The organism is Streptomyces sp. T39 (assembly GCF_008042045.1).
Classification (GTDB): domain Bacteria; phylum Actinomycetota; class Actinomycetes; order Streptomycetales; family Streptomycetaceae; genus Streptomyces.
In genome coordinates this window covers 1-18,225 of sequence record NZ_RDBP01000055.1, presented here as the reverse complement: position 1 = coordinate 18,225, position 18,225 = coordinate 1, and the positions used below count along the sequence as shown (strand labels likewise).

14 protein-coding genes are annotated in these 18,225 nt (G+C 74.3%); 3 read left to right on the top strand and 11 right to left on the bottom strand.

Annotation, left to right across the window (positions count from 1 at the left end):
- Positions 1 to 21: 21 nt before the first annotated feature.
- From EAO77_RS33440 to EAO77_RS33410, 8 genes are all read right to left on the bottom strand, one after another.
- On the bottom strand, positions 22 to 1,938 hold the full coding sequence (locus EAO77_RS33440) for a VgrG-related protein (protein WP_147992090.1): 1,917 nt from the start codon (positions 1,936 to 1,938) through the stop codon (positions 22 to 24).
- Entirely contained in the window at positions 1,938 to 2,660 is a 723-nt protein-coding gene (locus tag EAO77_RS33435) for a LysM peptidoglycan-binding domain-containing protein (RefSeq protein WP_147992089.1), read from the bottom strand. The genes EAO77_RS33440 and EAO77_RS33435 overlap by 1 nt, the downstream gene beginning before the upstream one ends.
- Positions 2,661 to 2,688: 28 nt before the next feature.
- Entirely contained in the window at positions 2,689 to 3,111 is a 423-nt protein-coding gene (locus EAO77_RS33430) for a phage tail protein (protein ID WP_147992088.1), read from the bottom strand.
- Positions 3,112 to 3,215: 104 nt separating this feature from the next.
- Positions 3,216 to 3,509: a hypothetical protein gene (locus EAO77_RS33425; protein WP_147992087.1), complete on the bottom strand. Its 294-nt coding sequence runs from the start codon at positions 3,507 to 3,509 to the stop codon at positions 3,216 to 3,218.
- Between the two features lie 1,805 nt (positions 3,510 to 5,314).
- Positions 5,315 to 5,473, bottom strand: coding sequence for a DUF6760 family protein (locus EAO77_RS39045; RefSeq protein WP_187283531.1), 159 nt, complete (start codon positions 5,471 to 5,473; stop codon positions 5,315 to 5,317).
- Positions 5,470 to 5,979, bottom strand: a complete 510-nt coding sequence (locus EAO77_RS33420; RefSeq protein WP_147992086.1) for a hypothetical protein — start codon at positions 5,977 to 5,979, stop codon at positions 5,470 to 5,472. Before EAO77_RS33420 ends, EAO77_RS39045 begins: the two co-directional genes overlap by 4 nt.
- Positions 5,979 to 6,422, bottom strand: a complete 444-nt coding sequence (locus tag EAO77_RS33415; protein WP_147992085.1) for a phage tail protein — start codon at positions 6,420 to 6,422, stop codon at positions 5,979 to 5,981. Before EAO77_RS33415 ends, EAO77_RS33420 begins: the two co-directional genes overlap by 1 nt.
- Positions 6,423 to 6,494: 72 nt before the next feature.
- Complete coding sequence (locus EAO77_RS33410) at positions 6,495 to 8,093, bottom strand: phage tail sheath family protein (RefSeq protein ID WP_147992084.1); 1,599 nt, start codon at positions 8,091 to 8,093, stop codon at positions 6,495 to 6,497.
- Positions 8,094 to 8,440: 347 nt separating this feature from the next.
- On the opposite strand from EAO77_RS33410, the gene EAO77_RS40655 reads away from it, so the two are divergent.
- Together EAO77_RS40655 and EAO77_RS33395 are read left to right on the top strand one after the other, a co-directional pair.
- Positions 8,441 to 11,425: a DUF4157 domain-containing protein gene (locus EAO77_RS40655; protein WP_261994260.1), complete on the top strand. Its 2,985-nt coding sequence runs from the start codon at positions 8,441 to 8,443 to the stop codon at positions 11,423 to 11,425.
- Between the two features lie 96 nt (positions 11,426 to 11,521).
- Positions 11,522 to 12,937: an RICIN domain-containing protein gene (locus tag EAO77_RS33395; protein ID WP_147992083.1), complete on the top strand. Its 1,416-nt coding sequence runs from the start codon at positions 11,522 to 11,524 to the stop codon at positions 12,935 to 12,937.
- A gap of 121 nt (positions 12,938 to 13,058) precedes the next feature.
- Here the strand turns inward: EAO77_RS33395 and EAO77_RS33390 are convergent, their stop codons facing one another.
- The 3 genes from EAO77_RS33390 to EAO77_RS33380 all read right to left on the bottom strand — a co-directional run bounded on the left by EAO77_RS33390 (position 13,059) and on the right by EAO77_RS33380 (position 16,738).
- Entirely contained in the window at positions 13,059 to 15,236 is a 2,178-nt protein-coding gene (locus EAO77_RS33390; RefSeq protein WP_147992082.1) for an ATP-binding protein, read from the bottom strand.
- Positions 15,233 to 15,916, bottom strand: coding sequence for a DUF4255 domain-containing protein (locus tag EAO77_RS33385; protein ID WP_147992081.1), 684 nt, complete (start codon positions 15,914 to 15,916; stop codon positions 15,233 to 15,235). Before EAO77_RS33385 ends, EAO77_RS33390 begins: the two co-directional genes overlap by 4 nt.
- Positions 15,917 to 16,081: 165 nt before the next feature.
- Positions 16,082 to 16,738: a helix-turn-helix transcriptional regulator gene (locus EAO77_RS33380; RefSeq protein ID WP_147992080.1), complete on the bottom strand. Its 657-nt coding sequence runs from the start codon at positions 16,736 to 16,738 to the stop codon at positions 16,082 to 16,084.
- Positions 16,739 to 17,067: 329 nt separating this feature from the next.
- Between EAO77_RS33380 and EAO77_RS33370 the strand changes: the two genes are divergently transcribed.
- Positions 17,068 to 18,225, top strand: a 1,158-nt coding sequence (locus EAO77_RS33370; protein WP_261994259.1) for an ATP-binding protein, incomplete at its 3' end; no start/stop codon positions are given.

Here is an 18,225-nt window from a genome sequence, read left to right as displayed (position 1 = left end):
CGCGCCGGCGCGGTCGTCCGCTCATGCGGGGAGGGGGTACTTCACGGTGTTGACGAAGACGAGACCCTGGAGGTCCAGCCGGACGGCGCGGATGCCGACATTGGCGACGGAGTTGACCTGCACCGTGCCGCCGGACGAGATCGTGGTGGCGCCCACCGCCTTCAGGCTGAGCGCGCCCATCGCGTCCACGGTGACGGCCCCGGTGAGCGACTTGACGTTGACGAGTCCGCGGCCCTGGATGTCGAGGAGCCCCCCGCTCTTGATGGTGAGCCTGCGCCCCGCGCTGAGCGTCAGGTCGGTACCGGCGTCGACGCGGACCGACCGGCTGCCGGTGATGCTCACGGCGCCCTTGCTGTCGATGGTGATCTCGGTCCGGGTGCGGTCGAGGTTGATGGTCAGCCGGTCGTCGCCGCTGGCGATCCGCACGCCCTGCCTGCGCCCCCCGGTCCGCTGGCTGAGCAGGTCGACACGGTTGGCCTCGCGGTCGGACAGCGTGTGCCGGGCGGCCTTCCGCTTCAGACCGTCGTGCAGCGGCACGTCGTCGACCCGGGTCGGCACGTCCCGGCCGTTGTACAGGCCGCCGATCACGAACGGGTGGTCCAGCGCCCCCCGGTCGAAGGCGACCAGCACCTCGTCGCCGACGTCCATGGGGAAGACGCCCCCGCCGCCCACCCCGCCCCACTGCACGGTCCGCGCCCAGTCGCTGACGTAGGTGTTGTCCAGCCACGGGAACTGGAGCTTGACCCGGCCCTGCCGCAGCGGGTCCTGCACATCGGTGACGACGGCGTTGGCGACACCGGGCAGCCGGGCGGCGCTCGCGCCGTCCGTGCCGCCGCCGCCCGACGCCAGCCCGTACAGGGAACGCCACTGGCGTCCGCTCACCGTGATCCAGGACTCGTAGTGCCTGCCGTCGCCGAAGACATGGCGCACCGAGGTGACGGTGTACTTGCCCTCGAAGGGCCGGCCCACGTCCTTGAGGGCCACGGGCACACCGGGCCGCAGGTCGGGGCTGCCGTACACCGCCACCTCCAGCTCCGCGAAGGACGACGTGACGTCGGCGGCGAGTGCCTGTGCGGCGTGCCGGACCTCGTCCTGCCGGTCGTAGGGGGTGGCCGTCCCGACCAGCGGGGCGGGCCCGAACACGCCCGCGGCCGCGCCCGGGGTGAGGCCGATCGAGATGCCCGGGTCGGTGGCCGCAGGCGCCGTCTCGACGATCTTCTTCTTGGTGGTGACGTTCCATCCCCGCGACTCGACCGTGCCGACCTGGTCGGCGGCGGTGACGGCGGCCCGCAGCCGCAGCACGTCGTGGCCCGCCTGGAGCACGAAGGCGCTCTTGTCGCCGTCCGTCGCCGGGGAGGGCGCGCCGGCCGACGGCTTCGGCGTCACGAAGCGGAACTTCCCCTTGGCGTCCAGGGACATCACCATGTTGTTCTCGTCGGCGAGCCGGGACAGGAAGTCCCAGTCGGTGACGTTGGACTGGCTGATGAACCCGTACGTGCCCTTCGTGGCCTGGATCCGGCCGATCGGGACGCCGTCCTGGGCGGCGAGCCTGCGGGCGATGTCGGAGGCCTTCTGATTGCGGTAGGCGGCCACCCGGCGCCGTCGCATCATGCGGTGGCCGAGATCGTAGCCGCGCACCACGGTGAAGCTGCCGGTGCCGTCGTAGTCGGCCTCCAGGGCGGTGACCTCGCCCGTCAGCAGCGGGTTGCCCACGCCCTGGCCGTCGGCGACCGGAGTGAGCACCACCCTGGTGCCGAAGGTGACACCCAGTTTGCCGAGGACCAGCCGGTACGGGTCGCGGAAGGTGAGGCGGAACGCCGCGGGCACACCGACGCCCTGGTCGACCCAGCCCTCGACGAGCAGCGGGGCGATGTCGTCGGGCAGCTTCGCACCGCCGACCCGCACCTGCATGATGCTGGAGAACGCGGGCTGCACCATCAGCGGGACACCTCCTCGGGTGCGGGCAGCACCAGTTGGGTGCCCGCCGGCAGCCGGGCCGGGTCGTCGATGCCGTTGATCTCGGCGATCGCCCGCCACACGGTGGCACTGCCGTACTCGCGCCACGCCAGCGACTGGAGCGAGTCGCCGGCGACGACCCGGTGCACGCGCTGCGCGGTCAGCGCACCGGACGTCGGGTTCTGGCCCTTCGTCTTGCCCGGGATCTCCACGAGCCGCACCTGGCAGGTGGCGCGGATGGGGACGCCGGTGGTGCCGAAGAGGGTGTAGGACGCGTCGACCGAGCCGACGTACGCGGTGAAGCGGGCCGTCGAGAACGATCCCCACTCGAAGACCACCCACGGGGGCGACGGCTGGTCGGCGGCGATGCTCTTGGCGGTCACCTCGCAGCAGCCCAGCAGCGACTCGACCTTCTTCAGCACCGAGTTGCCGGTCGGCGCGGTGGACGAGTCGAGGAACACCTCCAGGGTCATCTCGCGCGGCTCCGCGCCCATGAACTCCGGCTTGGCGCCGTCCCGCACGGCCATGGTCGGCGTCGCCTTCCACTGGGCGCGCTGACTCAGCGCCAGCTGCGCCGGGTTGAACTCGAAGCCGAACGTCCGCATGAGCGCCCCGGGCGTGGTGCTCGTGCCGACCGGAGGCTCATGGATCGCCAGAGTGGCGCGCACCAGGCTCTTGCCGGCGCCCCTGCTGCTCTTGGCCATGGGTCTTCCTCTCTGTTCCGCGGCGCCGTCAGTCCGTGAAGCCGTGGTGGGCGATCTCCAGGACCTCCGTGGCCACGGCCGGGCTCGCGGGGTCCAGGGTGGGGCCCTGCCAGCTGACGGGCAGGACGTCGATCAGCCCCCAGCGGGCGACCAGCGACCCGTCCGCCCGCAGCGCCGCGATCTGCGCGGTGGGGCGCTTGATCCCCGTCTGGACGGACGAGATCCACCGGGCGACCTTCGCCGTGTCGGGGGTGAGAGGGCGGGTGAGCCGGATCGTGGAGAAGGTGACCCGGGTCGGCAGCTGCCAGACGAAGCCGTTGTTGCCGCCCTCCTGCCGGAGCTCGACCTCCACCTGCGACGACAGGCCGTCGCAGCCGTTGAAGCGGCCGAGGCTCTCGCCGTCGATGGTGAGGTCGAACCAGATGGTGGACCCGGGATCCTGGCGGGGCATCGGGGGTGGGCCTTTCTGTCGCTGTGCTGTGGTGTCGCGTACGGGGCGTCCGTCCCGGTGCCGGGTACCGGCCGCCGGTGCGGCCCTGCGGGCCCGGCGGCCGGTCAGGCGCGGGGATCGCGGAGTCTGCCGACCCGCTCCCGGTCCATGCGCAGTTCCGTGCGGACGAGGCGGGTGACGCGGCCGATGATCCGGTGCACCAGCTCGTCGAGCTGGAAGTCGGTCAGTTCGCGTGGGTCGAACCCGCCGGCGGGGACCGCGGAGTACGCCGGCGGCGGGTCCGCCTCCGGAGCCGGCGGACGGTACGGCGGGGGGGCCGCCCCCCGTGCCGTCGCCCCCCGTGCCGTCGTGCGGTGCGGCGCCGTGCCCCCGTCCGCCGCCGCACCGCACGACGGCACGGGGGGCGACGGCACGGCGCCGCGTACGGGTGCGCCAAGTGCCGTACGCCGTACCGCCGGACCGGCGCGCCCGCCCGCAGCGGTGCTCCCGCCGGACCGGTCGCCCGCAGCGGCGCCCTCTCCGGCGCGCCCGCCTGCGGTGGCGCTGTGCCCGACCTCTACGGCCGCGGCACCCCGTGACGTGCCGCCGGTGCAACGCGTCGCGAACACGGGGGCCGGGGAGAAGGTTCCGGCAAGCGGCCCGGTGCGCGCCGCACGGGGCGGGGGGCCTCGGGTGTCGCGGTGGGTTCGTCGGTCCGGGATGTGCGGGGCGCGGGTGTCGCGCGTTGGACGGCCTCTGCGGCGCCGGGTGTCGTGCGCTGGACGGGTGGCACGGGGCCGGGTGTGCGGGTCGGTCCGGCGGCGGCTGCGCCGGCTTGCGGCGTGCGGGCGCCGGGGGTCGCACGCTGCGCGGGAGGCACGGCATCGGGCCGTGGCGCCGGGGGGACCCCCGGGTGGTCCGCGCGCGGTGCCGGAGCGGTGGTCTCCGCGCCCCGCCCGGTCACCGCCCGCTGCACGGGGCTGCCCACGGTGGACGCAGAGGACGCAGAGGACGCAGGGGACGCAGAGGAGGCGGTGGACGCGCCCGCCGTGCGGCCGCCCCCCGTGCCGTCGCCCCCCGTGCCGTCGTGCGGTGCGGCGGCGGACGGGGGCACGGCGCCGCGTACGGGTGCGCCAAGTGCCGTACGCCGTACCGCCGGACCGGCGCGCCCGCCCGCAGCGGTGCTCCCGCCGGACCGGTCGCCCGCAGCGGCGCCCTCTCCGGCGCGCCCGCCTGCGGTGGCGCTGTGCCCGACCTCTACGGCCGCGGCACCACCGTGCCCTGCGCGCCCGCCCTCGGCGCCACTCCGCGCCGGGCGGACGGCCGGTCGTACGTCACCCTCCCCGCTGCCGTCCCCCGCGGCGCGCACCGGGCCGCTTGCCGGAACCTTCTCCCCGGCCCCCGTGTTCGCGACGCGTTGCACCGGCGGCACGTCACGGGGTGCCGCGGCCGCCCCACCGGCGTCGCCCGGCGCGGACGCCGCGTCGGGGGCCGGGCCGGGGGCTCTGCGGGCCGCCGCCGGCAGAGCCCGTCGTTGCACGGCCGCGGACGCGGCAGGGGCCGTGGTCAGGGGCATCCGCTGCCGGGGCGGAGCGGCGACCGACGGAGTCACGCGGACACCACCGCCCGCCGCCCCTGCCGGGGCGATCTCCGTTCCGGGCGGTACGGCGGGCCGCGGCCGCCGTACCGCCGGTGCCGCGGCGGGCGTCCGGGCACCCGCGCGAACCGAGGGCGTCCCGGCGGAGGCGGGAGCCCCCGCCGGCAGCGCCCGGAGCGGCGCCACCGGCATCCGCTGCACGGCCGGTCCGCCGCCGGCCGGGGAGGCCGACGGCAGCCCCGGCGCACGGCGCTCCGATCCCGGCGCACGGCGTTCCAGCCCCGTGACCGGCCCGGCTGTTCGGGCAGGTCCGCCGAGGGCGCCCGGGAGCAGACCGGAGGCGGGGTCCAGGACCGCCGGGGACGCCGTCCGGCTGAACGACGGGTCCTGCCAGGTCGGCAGCCGCCCGCCGAACCCGGCGTCCGCGACGCCCGGGGGCGCGTCTCCCGTGGCGCGCCGGATCGGCGGCAGGCCGGTCCAGGCGGCCACGGCCACCGGAGCGGGCGGGGGCACGGCACCGGAGCCCGCGTCCCCACCGGTCCCGGCGGAGTCCGCCGGGGCGGAGGGCGCGGCGGACTCCGCCCCGCCGCCCCGACGTCCCCGAAGCCGGTCCAGGAATGCCACCGCTCAGCCCTCCGTCGCGCCGCGCGTCACGAGGGACGCGATCTGCTCGGTGTACCGGCGCCGGTCCCGGTGCTCCAGGTCGAGGATCGCGTCCGGACCCCAGTGGAAGTGGTAGGCGACGTACGCGATCTCCTCGTACAGCCGGTCGGTCGCGTACGTCACGATTCCCCCAGGCGGCTCCCGCCGAGTTCCACCTCGAAGGGCTCCGAGCAGTGCGGGCACTGCACGGCCGCGCGGGTGTGGCCCTCGGCGTTGATCTGCCGGTAGAAGTCCTGGAGGAACGCGAGGTCGGACGCGAACATGTTCTCCACGATCCCGTCGTGCACCATCGTCAGCGTGCCCAGCCGGGTGATGACCCGGCCGAGCAGCACGACCGACAGGTAGGCGGGGTTCTCCTGCACCCGCACGTCCCGCAGCGGGACGAGTTCGTCCCGGGCGGTCGACAGGCGCATCACCCCGTCCCGGTGCACCGTGCCCGCGTCGTCGACGTATCCGCGCGGCAGCTCGAAGGGGAACTCGGTGCGCAGCGACTGACGCGGCGACGGGTCGGCCTGCGGGCCGTGCGCCGGGTCGGATGCGGCGGCGGGAGCGGACCGGGGAAAATCCGCCCCCGCCGCCGCGGTCTGCGATGCCGCGGCGGCTGGAGCCTTGGCAGCCGAACGACGCATTATTCGATGACCAGTTCTTCGAACACGATGGTGACGGTCTCGGTCAGGGCCGCGGCCTCGCCGGCCTTCACCGTGCTCGTGTCGATCTTGCTGCACCAGGCGTTGCGCAGGTTGTACCGCTTCACCGGGTTGTCCTGGAAGTCCATCATGATGATGGAGGCGTTCTTGCGGGCCGTGCTCATCTGGCCGCGGATCGAGTCGTTGATCCACTGGGTGAACGACGCCGACTGCGTCATACCGCGCACGACGGTGCACTGGCCGTTCTTCTGCACGCCGGGGAGCAGCGCCACTTCGGCCCTGCCCTGGGCGCTGTTCTGCTGGTAGGTGATGACGTCCTGTTCGAGGGTCAGACCGCTCACCTCGGCCAGGTACTCGACCATCACACCGTCGATCTGGAGGCCGAAGTTGTGTGAAGTGAGGGCGTCACCCTGCTGGAGACTCATGTGTTCGCTGTCCTTCTGAAGGGGGGTGGGGCACGGAGGGGCGACGGCGGCGGAGGCGTGCTCCGCGCCCGCTTACTCCTCCAGCTCCCCGTTGCCGCTGGAGAACTGGGCCAGCCGGAAGATGACGAACTCGGCCGGCTTGACCGGCGCGATGCCGATCTCGCAGATGACCCGGCCGAGGTCGACCGACTCCGGCGGGTTGGTCTCCTCGTCGCACTTGACGTAGTAGGCCTGTTCGGGGCTCTGCCCGAACAGCGCGCCGCTGCGCCACTCGTTGACCAGGAACGCCGAGATGTTGCGGCGGATGCGCGCCCAGAGGTTGTGGTCGTTCGGCTCGAAGACCACCCACTGGGTGCCGATCAGGATCGACTCCTCCAGGTAGTTGAAGTACCGGCGGATGTTCAGGTAGCGCCAGGCCGGGTCGGAGGAGAGGGTCCGGGCTCCCCAGACGCGGATGCCGCGGCCGGGGAAGGCGCGGATGCAGTTGACGCCGATCGGGTTGAGCAGGTCCTGCTCGCCGCGGGTGATCTGGAGTTCGAGGTCGACGGCGCCGCGCACGACCTCGTTGGCCGGGGCCTTGTGCACACCCCGCTCGGTGTCGTTGCGGGCCCAGATGCCGGCGACGTGACCGCTCGGCGGGACCATGCGGGTCTGGCCGGTCGCCGGGTCGAAGGACTTGATCCACGGGTAGTACAGGGCCGCGTACTTGGAGTCGTAGCCGGCCGTCTCCTGCCGCCAGACCCGGATGTCGCGGGCGTTCAGGCCGGGCGGGGGGTCGATGATCGCGACGCGGTCGCCCATCAGCTCGCAGTGCGCGATCAGGCCGAGCTGCACGGCCTTCACGGCCTCCAGGTCGATCGTGCCGCGCTGGTAGGCCGCCATCAGGTCGGGCACGGCGACCATGGAGATCTCGTCGACGGCCTCCAGACCGCCGAAGCCCGTGCGGTCCGCGGAGTCGCCGAGGTACTGCGCCGGGCCGGGGTGCGCGCCGCCGCCCGGCACGGCCGCCGGTGCGGCATCGCCGGCCGGGGGCGGCGCAGGCAGCGCCACGCTCTGGTTCTCCGGGCGGGCCAGCTGCGCGGACGGCGCCGCCTCCGTCACGGTGATGAGCCGGGAACGCTCCTTGACCTGCGTGACGACGTAGGCGCGGCTGCCCTTCTTCGCCGTCACGTCGAAGGTCTCGACGGGCTTGTCGCCGTCCTTGACGATCAGCCTGAAGCGCTCCGCGGGGCCCTCGCCCTCGGCGTCCGCCACCTCCACGGACAGCGCGCCACGGGCTTCGGCGGTGGCCGCCACGGCGAACGTGCCGAGCTGCCGGGGCTCGGCGGCGGGCAGTTCGGCCGGGCGTGCACCGCCCGTCACGGCGGACCGCCCGGGGGCCCGGCCGTCGTCGGCCGCGTCCTCGGCGGAGCCGCCGACACGGACCACGTACGCGGCCGAGCCGCCGTTGTTGAAGAAGCCGTAGACGGAGTGCGCGAGGTAGTAGCCGTCGGTGAAGTCCCCGAAGGCCGCGACGTACTGCGTCCAGTTGGTCACCAGCGTGGGCTCGTTCAGCGGCCCGGTCGGGGCGAGACCGACGAAGGCGGCCACCGATGTGCCCACCCCCTCGATCGGGCGCGAGCCGCTGGCAACCTCCTCGACGTAGACGCCGGGCGACAGGTACGACGGCATGCTCTGCTCTCCTCGGGGGTGCGAGACAAGACGTCCTCACCCTCGCGCGCGCGTTGCGCCCGCCGAAACGTCCCCGGGTGCCGGTACGGGGGCACCTGCGTTGCCCCCGGTCGTGCCCGTTGGGGCAGGTGGTGGCCGGGGGGCGCCCAGGAGGGGGACGCCCGGGCCGTCTGCCCCCGATGCTGCCCTCGCGGACCTGCCGGCATGCGCGGGTGCCCGGTACTGCTGGGTGGTCGGTGTCCGGTGTCGAAGGGAGCATCGTGCGGGAGCACGGAACGGGGAAGCGGCCGTCCGACGAGAGGCAGCCGGCTCGCCGTGCGGTCACGCCGGGCGCACCGGTCCAGCGGATGCTCGCCCTGCAGCGGACGGCGGGGAACGCGGCCGTCGCCCGCGCCCTCGACGCCGAACGGCACCGGCACGGACCGGGCTGCGGACACGGCGACGCGACCGTGGCGCGCTCCGTCGATCCCGCAGGGCACCTGCACGACGCGGGCGGACACGGGAACGTCGAGGACACCAGTCCCGAGGGCCAGCGCGGCCTCCTCGACGCGGCCATGGCGACACCGAGCCGTCCGCTCCCCGGGGCCTTCCTCGACAAGGCGAAGTCGTTCTACCGGAACGACAACCTCTCCGCGGGCCGCGTCCACGACAATCCGACGGCCCAGCGCGCGACCGCGGCGCTCGGCGCGCAGGCCATGACGGTCGGCAGCCACATCTTCCTCGGCCCGTCCGCCGTCGGTGACACCAGGATCCTCGCCCACGAGACCAGCCACCTCGACAAGAACCTCCGGGGCGTCCGCGAGACGGGCGACGACAACGGCGCCGGTGTCACCGTCACCGATCCGGGCCAGGGCTCGGAGCAGGCGGCGGTGGCCGACGGCGACGCCTTCGCGGCGGGAGCGGGCACCGCGCCGTCCGTCGCCCGGCGGTCGCATCTCTCGGACGCCGCCGACGCCCCGGCCGGCCACTCGTCCGTGCAGCGCGCGGCCGTGCAGCGGGCCGGCGGGAGCAGTGGCAAGACCAGCGGCAAGAGCAGTGGCAAGGGCAAGGAACGGGAGAAGTCCGCCCGCCAGATCGCCAACAGCCTCGACGAGGAGGTCAAGCAGGAGTGGGACCACGCCTACGGAGGCGGCCGGCAGGGCGCCGCGCCTGACGAGGTGCGCATGCGCTACGCGCGCTCCATGCGCGACGACCGGACGTCGCAGACGCTGTCGCACCAGAGCTTCCTGGTGTACGACGCCGTCCAGGCCCGGCGCGAGCAGACCGGGAAGACGGCCGTCAACGAGCGCGAGGTCCAGGGCATGCTCGTCAACAACCGCCTGCTCTTCGCGTCGAACTTCAACGAGTCGATGGACCTGCTGCAGCCGTTCGAGACGGACGGCAGCACGGACACCTACCCCTCCCTGGTGTCCACCCACCAGAGCGACGCGGGCCGCAGGGCCGGGCTGCCCGCCTCCGACGGCGACGAGTACGTGGGCCGGGTGAACCGGGCGAACGTCAAGACGCAGGCGCTGCTGGCGGGGCAGCGCGACGACGCCACGGCCAAGGCACTGCGCGAGCGCCACGGGAAGCCGGTGACCGTGGTGGACGTGACCGACCCCCGGCTCCACACCTTCCTGACGGACCAGCAGTTCGAGGGCGCGATCTTCCTCGTACGGGTCGCGGCCGAGAAGGGCCTGATGCACGCGGAGCAGAAGCTGCTGCTGGCCCTGCACACGTCCGGCATCTCCCCCGAGGAGACCAAGGGCTCCCCGCACGCCGTCATGGGCCGCTACCGCGGCTGCCTGTGCTGCACGGCCGCACTCGACTACTACCGCAACGTTCTCGGCTTCGGCACCATGGACTACGACCCGAACCCGGGCTTCTACTACCGGGAGTCCCTGGAGAACCTGTACCGGCACCAGGAGCACGTGGTGCGCGACCCGGCGTTCCGGGACACCATGCTCAGGCTCGCCCGGGAGCTGCCCAGCACCCCCGCGCTGTCCCGGACGAACCCCCCGGCCGACGCCTACGACAACCACGGCCCGGAGAGCATCGAGCCCGCGGGCGAGGCGGCGCGGCGCAACTACCGGAGTCCGTCCACGAGCGACGTCGAGACCGACGTCGACGAGGCCGGCCGGAGGCGCTTCACCTCCTTCGACCGCGAACTGGACGTCGACTACGCGGGCGGCACGGGCGGGGCGAAGGTCGGCAAGGGCACCAGGATCGACGAGCAGTCCAAGGGCCGGTCCCGGCTGCGTGCCGCACGGGTCATCAACCAGGAGCACTGGGCCGGGATCCAGGACGCCTGGCTCAACGGCACCCCCGACGAGCAGGCCGCGGTGTACCGGTACTGGGAGCAGGAGATGCGGGCGAGCCGGGCGGAACTCGTCGAGATCATCGGTGCGGTGGAGCACCGGCGGAGCCGTGACGCCGTCCACGCCGCCGTGACCCGCCTGGTCAAGGGCACCACCGGCCACGAGCGCCGCGACAACCGGCAGGCCGGCGACCCGGTCGTGCGCCGGCCGGACAAGGGCAAGTACGCGGCGAAGGCGAAGCCCGAGCCCAAGAAGCCGACCCGCAGGACCGGCAAGGAGATGAAGCGGAAGTCCAAGGGCTGGAAGCAGATCCAGGACCTGATGAAGGCCGAGGGCAAGCAGAGCGACTTCTACCGGAAGTGGCGCGAGGAGGACGCCAAGTCGAAGCCGGGCAACCTCAAGCCCGCCCTGATGTCGCCCGCGCTCGCGAAACTCGTGACCGACCTCAGCACGAAGTACACCGTGTCCACGATGGGCCGCAGACTGCACATCGCGGAACGGACGCTGCGGCGCTTCGTCTCGGACCGTCAGCCGGAGCAGCCCGCGCAGACGGCCCACCCGGACACCGACACCGAGTCCGACACCGCGTCCGTCGCCGCGGAGACCGCGAGCGTGGCACCGACCGCGGGGGACGACACCGCCTCGGAGTACCAGGGCGGCGACGCCGTGGACCACGGCGCCTACGAGGAGGAGTACGGCGGCGGCGAGGTCATGGACTACGCGTACGAGGACGACGAGGACTACGACGGCTACGACGACTACGACGGCTACGACGCCGGGCAGGCGGCCTCCGCCCACGGGCCTTTCCCGGGGGCGTACGCGCACGCGGGGACGTCGGCGTCCGGCTCCGCGCAGGCGGGCCCGTCGAGCAGCTTCGCCCACCCCGCCATCTCCGGCTACACCCTCGTCACCCACCAGGGACAGACCCTCTACCGGGACGACCGCAGCGGGCAGCTGTGCTGGCGCGATCCGGACACCTACCGGATGGTCCCGCTCCCGGACTACGCCTCGGACGTCGAGATGAGCGACGCCTGAGTCCCGCCGGCCGCCCGTGCCCCGTGTACGCCGGGGCAACCAGGTCTGCCCTCGTGACTCCTGTCCGGGGGCGGCCGGGTGGCTAGCGTGCCGGGAGTGAGCCTTTGGACTTCTCTGGAACCCTCGTCCGTCACCGTGGACCCCGGCAGCAGTACGCGGGTGCGCCTGCGGGTGCGCAACACCGGGGACGTGGTGGACGAGTACCGGTTCGAGCCCGTCGGGGACGTGGCCCCCTGGACGACCGTCGAACCGCAGGCGCTGCGCCTGTACCCGGGCACCACCGGGACCGTCGAGCTGACGTTCGCGCCGCCGCGGACACCCGACGCCACCGCCGGGCCGAACCCGTACGCGGTGCGCATCACGCCGACGGAGCACCCGGACGCGGTGACGGTCCCGGAAGGGAACCTGACGATCACGCCGTTCGCCGAGGTCAGGGCGGAACTGGTGCCCCCCACGGTCAAGGGCCGGTTCCGGGGGCGGCCGAAACTGGCCGTCGACAACCTCGGCAACACGAAGGTGACGGCCTCGGTCGCCGGCAGTGACAACGGCGACCACCTGTCGTACCAGATCCGTCCCGGGAACGTGCAGATCGAACCGGGCCGGGCGGCCTTCGTCGACACGACGCTGAAGCCGCGGCAGATCATCTGGTTCGGCTCCAAGGAGGAGCGCCCCTACACGCTGGCGGTCCGCCGGTCGGGGGTCGAGCCCACGGAGGTGGAGGGGACGTATGTCCAGCGCGGTTTCCTGCCCGCCTGGCTCGCGACCTTCCTCGGTCTGCTCCTGGCACTGGTCATCGCCTTCGTGATGATCTGGTTCGCCTACAAGCCGCAGCTGCGCACCGAGGCGACGGAACAGGTCGAGGAGGCGGGCGCCGCCCTCGCGCCCAGCCCCAGTCCCTCGCCTCCCGCCGCCCCGGCCCCACCCGAGTCGCCCGCCGCGGAACCCGACCCGCCGAAGACCGAGAAGCCCGAGGGCGACGGCGGCGGCGGTGGCGGAGCGCCGGCCGAGCCTGCCGGCCCGCCGCCCGTGATCCCCGCCACCAACGTCCTGCTGCGCAACGCCACCACCCGCCTGTGCGCCGAACTTCCGGGCCGTGACAAGGGCGAGATCAACGGGCCCGTCCAGCAGAGCGTCTGCGACGGCACCGACGCGGACAACCAGCTCTGGAACCTGGAGGAGAAGTACCCGAAGCTGGGCCCCGGTGGCACGCAGCTCTTCCAGATCCGCAACGTCAAGGACTCGTTCTGCATGGACCTGGGCGAGTTCGACGGCCGGCCCGGTGGCACGCCGGTCTCCGAGTTCCACTGCGACGGCACGACGGCCGACAACCAGCTGTGGTGGATCCAGAAGCAGGAGAGCGGCGACTACTGGATCCGGAACTTCGCCAGCAACAACAAGTGCCTGGACGTGGAGGGCAGGAGCGACGGCGGTGTCAACGCCCGCCTGCGCATCGCCGAGTGCACCAACAGCGACGACCAGGAATGGAAGATCATCCACCCGAAGAAGGGCTGAGCGGGCGGCCGCACCGCCCGGGGCAGCGGACCGGGCGGTGCACCCCGGCCCACGGGCCGGGCGGCCACCCGGGGTACGGACCGGCCGGTTTGCGCGCGCGGGCCACGGACCGGGCCCGCTGTCACCAGCCGCCCTCGCCCGGCACCAGCCGGCCCGCCTTGCGGTACTCGCGGCGGGCGCCCTCCAGCAGGTCGGGCGCCGTCACCACGTCCCCGCGCCCGGCGGCGAGGTAGGCGGCGGTGACCACGGCGCTGCGGATCGACCCCCCGGCCAGCTCGAAGTCGCGGGCCAGCGGGGCCGGGTCGATCCCGCCGTCCGACGGGACGTGCGCCAGGCCGTGCCGCCACAGCGCCAGACGCTGCCCGGCGTCCGGGAACGGGAAGTCGACCACCAGGTCCAGTCGGCGCGTGAACGCCTCGTCGATGTTGGCGCGCAGGTTGGTGGTGAGCAGCGCGATGCCGTCGAAGGACTCCAGACGCTGGAGCAGGTAGGCGCTCTCCATGTTGGCGTACCGGTCGTGGGCGTCCTTGACCTCGGAGCGCTTGCCGAAGACGGCGTCGGCCTCGTCGAAGAGGAGTACGGCGTCGGTGCGGTCGGCCTCCGTGAAGATCCGTTCGAGGTTCTTCTCGGTCTCGCCGACGTACTTGTCCACGACGGACGACAACTGCACGACGTACAGGTCCAGGCCCAGATCGGCGGCGACCACCTCCGCCGACAGGGTCTTCCCGGTCCCCGATTCGCCCGCGAAGAGGCCGAGGACACCCCGGCCACGCCCCCCGCCCGCACTGAGCCGCCACTCACCGAGGACCCGGTCGCGGTGCCGGGCGCGCAGGGCCAGTTCCCGCAACTGCGTGAGCGGCCCCTCGGGCAGCACCAGGTCCCGCCAGTCCACGGCGGGCCGGATGCGGCGGGCGTGGCTCTCCAGGCCGGAGGCGGACTGGCGGCGGGCGGCCAGCCGCAGATGGGCGGCGGTGACCGGGCCGCCGTCGAAGGCGGCGAGGGCGCGCGCGGCCTGCGCGGTCCGCCGGACGCGGTCGCCGCCCAGACGGTACGGGGCGATCGTGGCGGCCACGTCGAATCCGTCGGTGCCGGCGCCGAGCGCGGCCCGCCAGGCGGCCGCACCGCCCGCCCGGCGGCCGGGCGCCTCCAGGACCAGCGGGTCGACGGGGGACCATTCGGGATCGTAGGGGCGCGGGTCCGTCAGCAGCACGGTCACGTCCTCCGCGGCGATCAGCGCCCGCACCAGCGGGCCGGGCTTCCCGGGGAGCCCCGGGACGACCACGGCCCGCCCGCCGAGACGGGCCTCCCGCAACAGCTCGGGGACGTGGTCCCCCGGCTCCGGGCAGCACAGCGCCTCGACGCCCGCGGCGGTGAGCGCCGCGGAGACGACCGCCAGGCCGTCCCCCTCGCGCTCCTCACGGAGGTAGAGGGCGAGCGGGCCGCCCCGGAGGCGGGCGGCGAGACGGTGGACGAACTCCCCGTCGGCGGCGTCTCCTTCGGATCCGGCGGGCGGCGCCGGCAGCGGGCGCAGCCGGCCGGTGAGCGCGGCGTCCGGGCTGTCGTCGCCGAGGAGATGGCCGGTCAGCCGGTCGGGGACGCGCAGCGAGCGGGTCAGGAACGGCCGCTCGGGCTCCTCGATTTCCAGCAGACCGAGGGCGCGCAGCGGAGCCGATGGGTGCAGGCGGGCGCGGGCCGCCGCCGCGTGCGCGGGCACGGCGCACAGGTCGAGGGCGAGGCCGGCGGTGGCACGGCGCCGGCTCACATCGTCGTTGAGGTACCCGTAGAGCGGCTCGAAGCCGCGGTCGACGTCCGGGGCGAGGGCGATCAGCAGCAGGGCGGTGTCCAGATCGGTCAGCCCCGCCCGCCGGACCAGCCACGACAGCCGGTCGGCCGACGGCGGGCCGCCGTCCGGCGACGGTTCGGCCGACGGCGGGCCGCCGTCCGGCGACGGTTCGGCCGACGGCGGGCCGCCGTCCGCCCGGGGGAGCGGCCCGGTGCCGGCGCCTCCGGCGCCGGGATGCGGTACGGCGCCGCCCGGGCCGGGATGCGGCCCCCCGTCGGCCACCGTGGGCGCCGGCCGGTGCAGCAGATGGCGTACCGCCTCGTCGGACAGGAAGAGGCCCCGCAGCGGGTCGTCGGCGGTGGGGTCGCCGGCGGCCCGGTGCTCGACCAGGGCGGCCACCCGCTCCCGCAGGGCGGCGAGACGCTCCAGCAGGGCGTGGGCGGGGTCGCCGCCCGACGGGGGCGCGGCGGTGGAGGCGTCCGCGGTCAGGGGGGCGATGAGGTCATGGGCGTTCACCGCGGGTCCGTCCGGCGGGACGACCCGTCCGTGCGCGAGGTCCGGGCGTCGCGGGCGCGTGCCACCTGGTGGGGGCGGTGCGACCGGCCGGCGGCCGGCGGCTCCCCGTCCATGCCGCTGACGCGGACCGTCGCGCCCTCGGTGACCGGCGGCCCCGCGTCGTACTCCGGGAAGGCGGGGAACGGCGCGGTCACCACCAGGTCGAGCGACGGCTTCAGTTCACCGCCGAGCGCGGACCAGATCTCCGCGAGCGAACGGGACTCCGTCTGGATCCCGGCCACGGTCAGCGGTACGGACAGGCCCAGCGTCCGCAGCGAGCCCGGGAGTTCGTCCGGCGGCAGCACCTCGCGGGGCAGCAGGGTCGCGAGCACGGCCGAGAGCAGCCGGTGTTCGTCCTGCGGGGTCTTCGTCCAGGCCGTCACCAGGTACGACAGCCGGAACCAGCGCGGCGGCTGCCTCCGGCGCACCACGACGTCACGCTCGTCGCGAACGGCCACCTGGCCGCGCTGGCGCCGGGCCACGTCCTCCCGGATGTCGTACAGGTACGTGTTGATCACGGGCGCGTTGCGCCGGGCCGCCCAGTCACGGGTGGGTGCCTCGAAGGACACCTCGATCCCCGCCCCCGCCAGCGCCCCTTCGCCGAGGAGGCCCTTCAGCATCTCGTCCACCTCGTGGATCACGCCTGTGCTCCCGCTCTGTGCGCTTGTCCGGAGCCGCCCGGCCCGTCGTCCACCCTCGATGGTCGCGCGGGGACCGCCGCGGCCGCACGCGCACGGGGGACGGCGGCCGGGCAGCCCCGGCTGCCCTCCCGGTCACCGGGGGCCCGTATGCGGTTGCCCCGCAGGTCAGATGTAGCCTTCCCGAAGGGCATATGCCACGGCGTGCGCACGGTTGCGCAGGTGAAGCCGCGTGGTGAGTCCGTGCATCACGTTCTTGACGGTCCGTTCGGAGTAGGACAGCTTGCCCGCGATCTCACCGGTGTCGAGGCCCTCGGAGACCAGACGCAGGACATCCACCTCCCGGGGTGTGAGACCGAGCGAGGAGGCGCCCGGTCGCCCTGCCGCGCCCCGGTGCAGCGTGCCCACCTGGTCGATGAGCCGGCCGAGCAGGTCGGCGGGCAGGTCGCCGTCGCCGCGGGAGGCCGCCAGCACCGCCTGCACCAGCCGGTGGGCGGTGGCCTCGTGGCGCCACACGATGGCGCCGACGCCGCACTCGACGACGTCCAGCAACTCGCTCTCCCGCAGGGTGCCGACCACCAGCACGACGCGTGACCCCTCGCTGCGCACGATCCTGCGCATCCGTGTCAGCGCCGCCTCGTCCAGTGCGTCCTCGACCAGCAGGGCCACAGTGCCGGGGGCGGACTCCTCGCGCAGATCGATCTCCGGGTGCTGGCGCAGCTGGCTCACCGCGCCCTCGCGGCTGATCGGGTCCGTGGCCGACACCGCCACGGGCACGCGCCGGTCGGCGGCGACGCCGGCCCGGCCGGCGCCGGAGGCGGACATGGTCGTGGTCCGGGGTGAGTTGAGCAACCGTATCCCCTGTTCAGCGGCCCGCCGTGGAGCGCGGGCCGGTGGCGGATGAGCACGTTCCACCCTTCTGGTGGGTGGCACGGGCACGCAATCGTGGACCACCACGAGCCACACCACGAGACCGCCGCGGCACCCACCACGAAGCTGCGCATCCGGGCGCGTCGCCGCAGGTGGGAACGGGTATCGCCCGGCTCCGGGGACGTCGCCGGAGCCGGTGGGGTGCGCCACCTCACACGACCCCCGGCCGGAGTTCCGGCGTCTCACCCAGCGGGGAAGCACACCGTCCACCACAGGAGGAACCGATGACCGGACCGCTTCGCGAACGCGACGGCGCCACGGCACTGCTCGTCGCCGAGACGGAGCGCGCACGCTCCGGCAGCGGGGGCCTCGTCCTGCTGCAGGGGGCGACCGGTACCGGCCGCACCGCCGTTCTCGACTCGGCGGTCCGCCACGCGGCGGACCGCGGCCTGCGCGTGCTGCGGGCGCGCTGCTCGCCGGAGGACACCGGCATGCCCTTCGCCACGGTGCTCCAACTCCTCGGCCCGGTACCGGACTTCCCCGACCTGACGCCCGGCGGCGACGACCGCGGCAGCGCGGCCAGGCTGTGGCGGCTGCTGCTCTCCTACGCGGCCGAGGGACCGCTGCTGATGGCGGTGGACGACGTCCATCTGGCCGACGCCCCGTCGCGCCGCTGGTTGCGGGAGGCCGTGCGGCGCGTCGACCGATTACCCGTACTCCTGGTGGCAGGCGAACGCAGCCAGTACGACATCGACCCCCGGCCCGCCGGACTCGCCGAGTCCCTGCCCCCGTCCCTCGTGCGCACCCACACCCTCGCCCCGCTCGGCGACGAGGCCGCCGCCGGACTGGTCCGGGCGGCCTTCCCCGACGCAGGGCCCCGCTGGACGGCGGAGTGCGTACGGGCCGGCGCGGGCAGCCCGATGCTCCTCCACGCCCTGCTCGACGACCTGAAGGGCCATCCGCGCACCGGCGGCCACGCACCCGGGGGAGTGCCGGCCCTGCCCGAGTCCTGCGCCGCGCTCTACCCCGGCAGCTATCCGGCGGCCGTGGCCTGGTGGCTGCACACCGCCGGTCCGGCGACGGCCGAGGTGGCCCGCTGCCTCGCCGCCCTGGAACAGGCGTGGTCCGACGACACCGCCGGCCACCCGCCGCGCGCCGCGGCCGGACCGTGCGGCACGACGCCCACCCCCACGGCCCGCCCCGCCGGCGCGGCGGAGATAGCCGGTGGCGTCCTCGGGGCGGGCGTCGTGCACGGCGACCGTCACCGCGTCCCGCAGCACCCGCAGCGCCCAGGGCAGGCCGACGGCCGGTGTGCGCAGCAGATGCCGGGCGATCGTCTCGACGCGCTCGCCGCGATGCAGCATCGTTTCGGCCGCCGCCCGGTGGGCGGCCTCCCGGCGGTGCGTCGGCCAGCCGGTGAGCACGGCGTCGCGCAGCAGCGG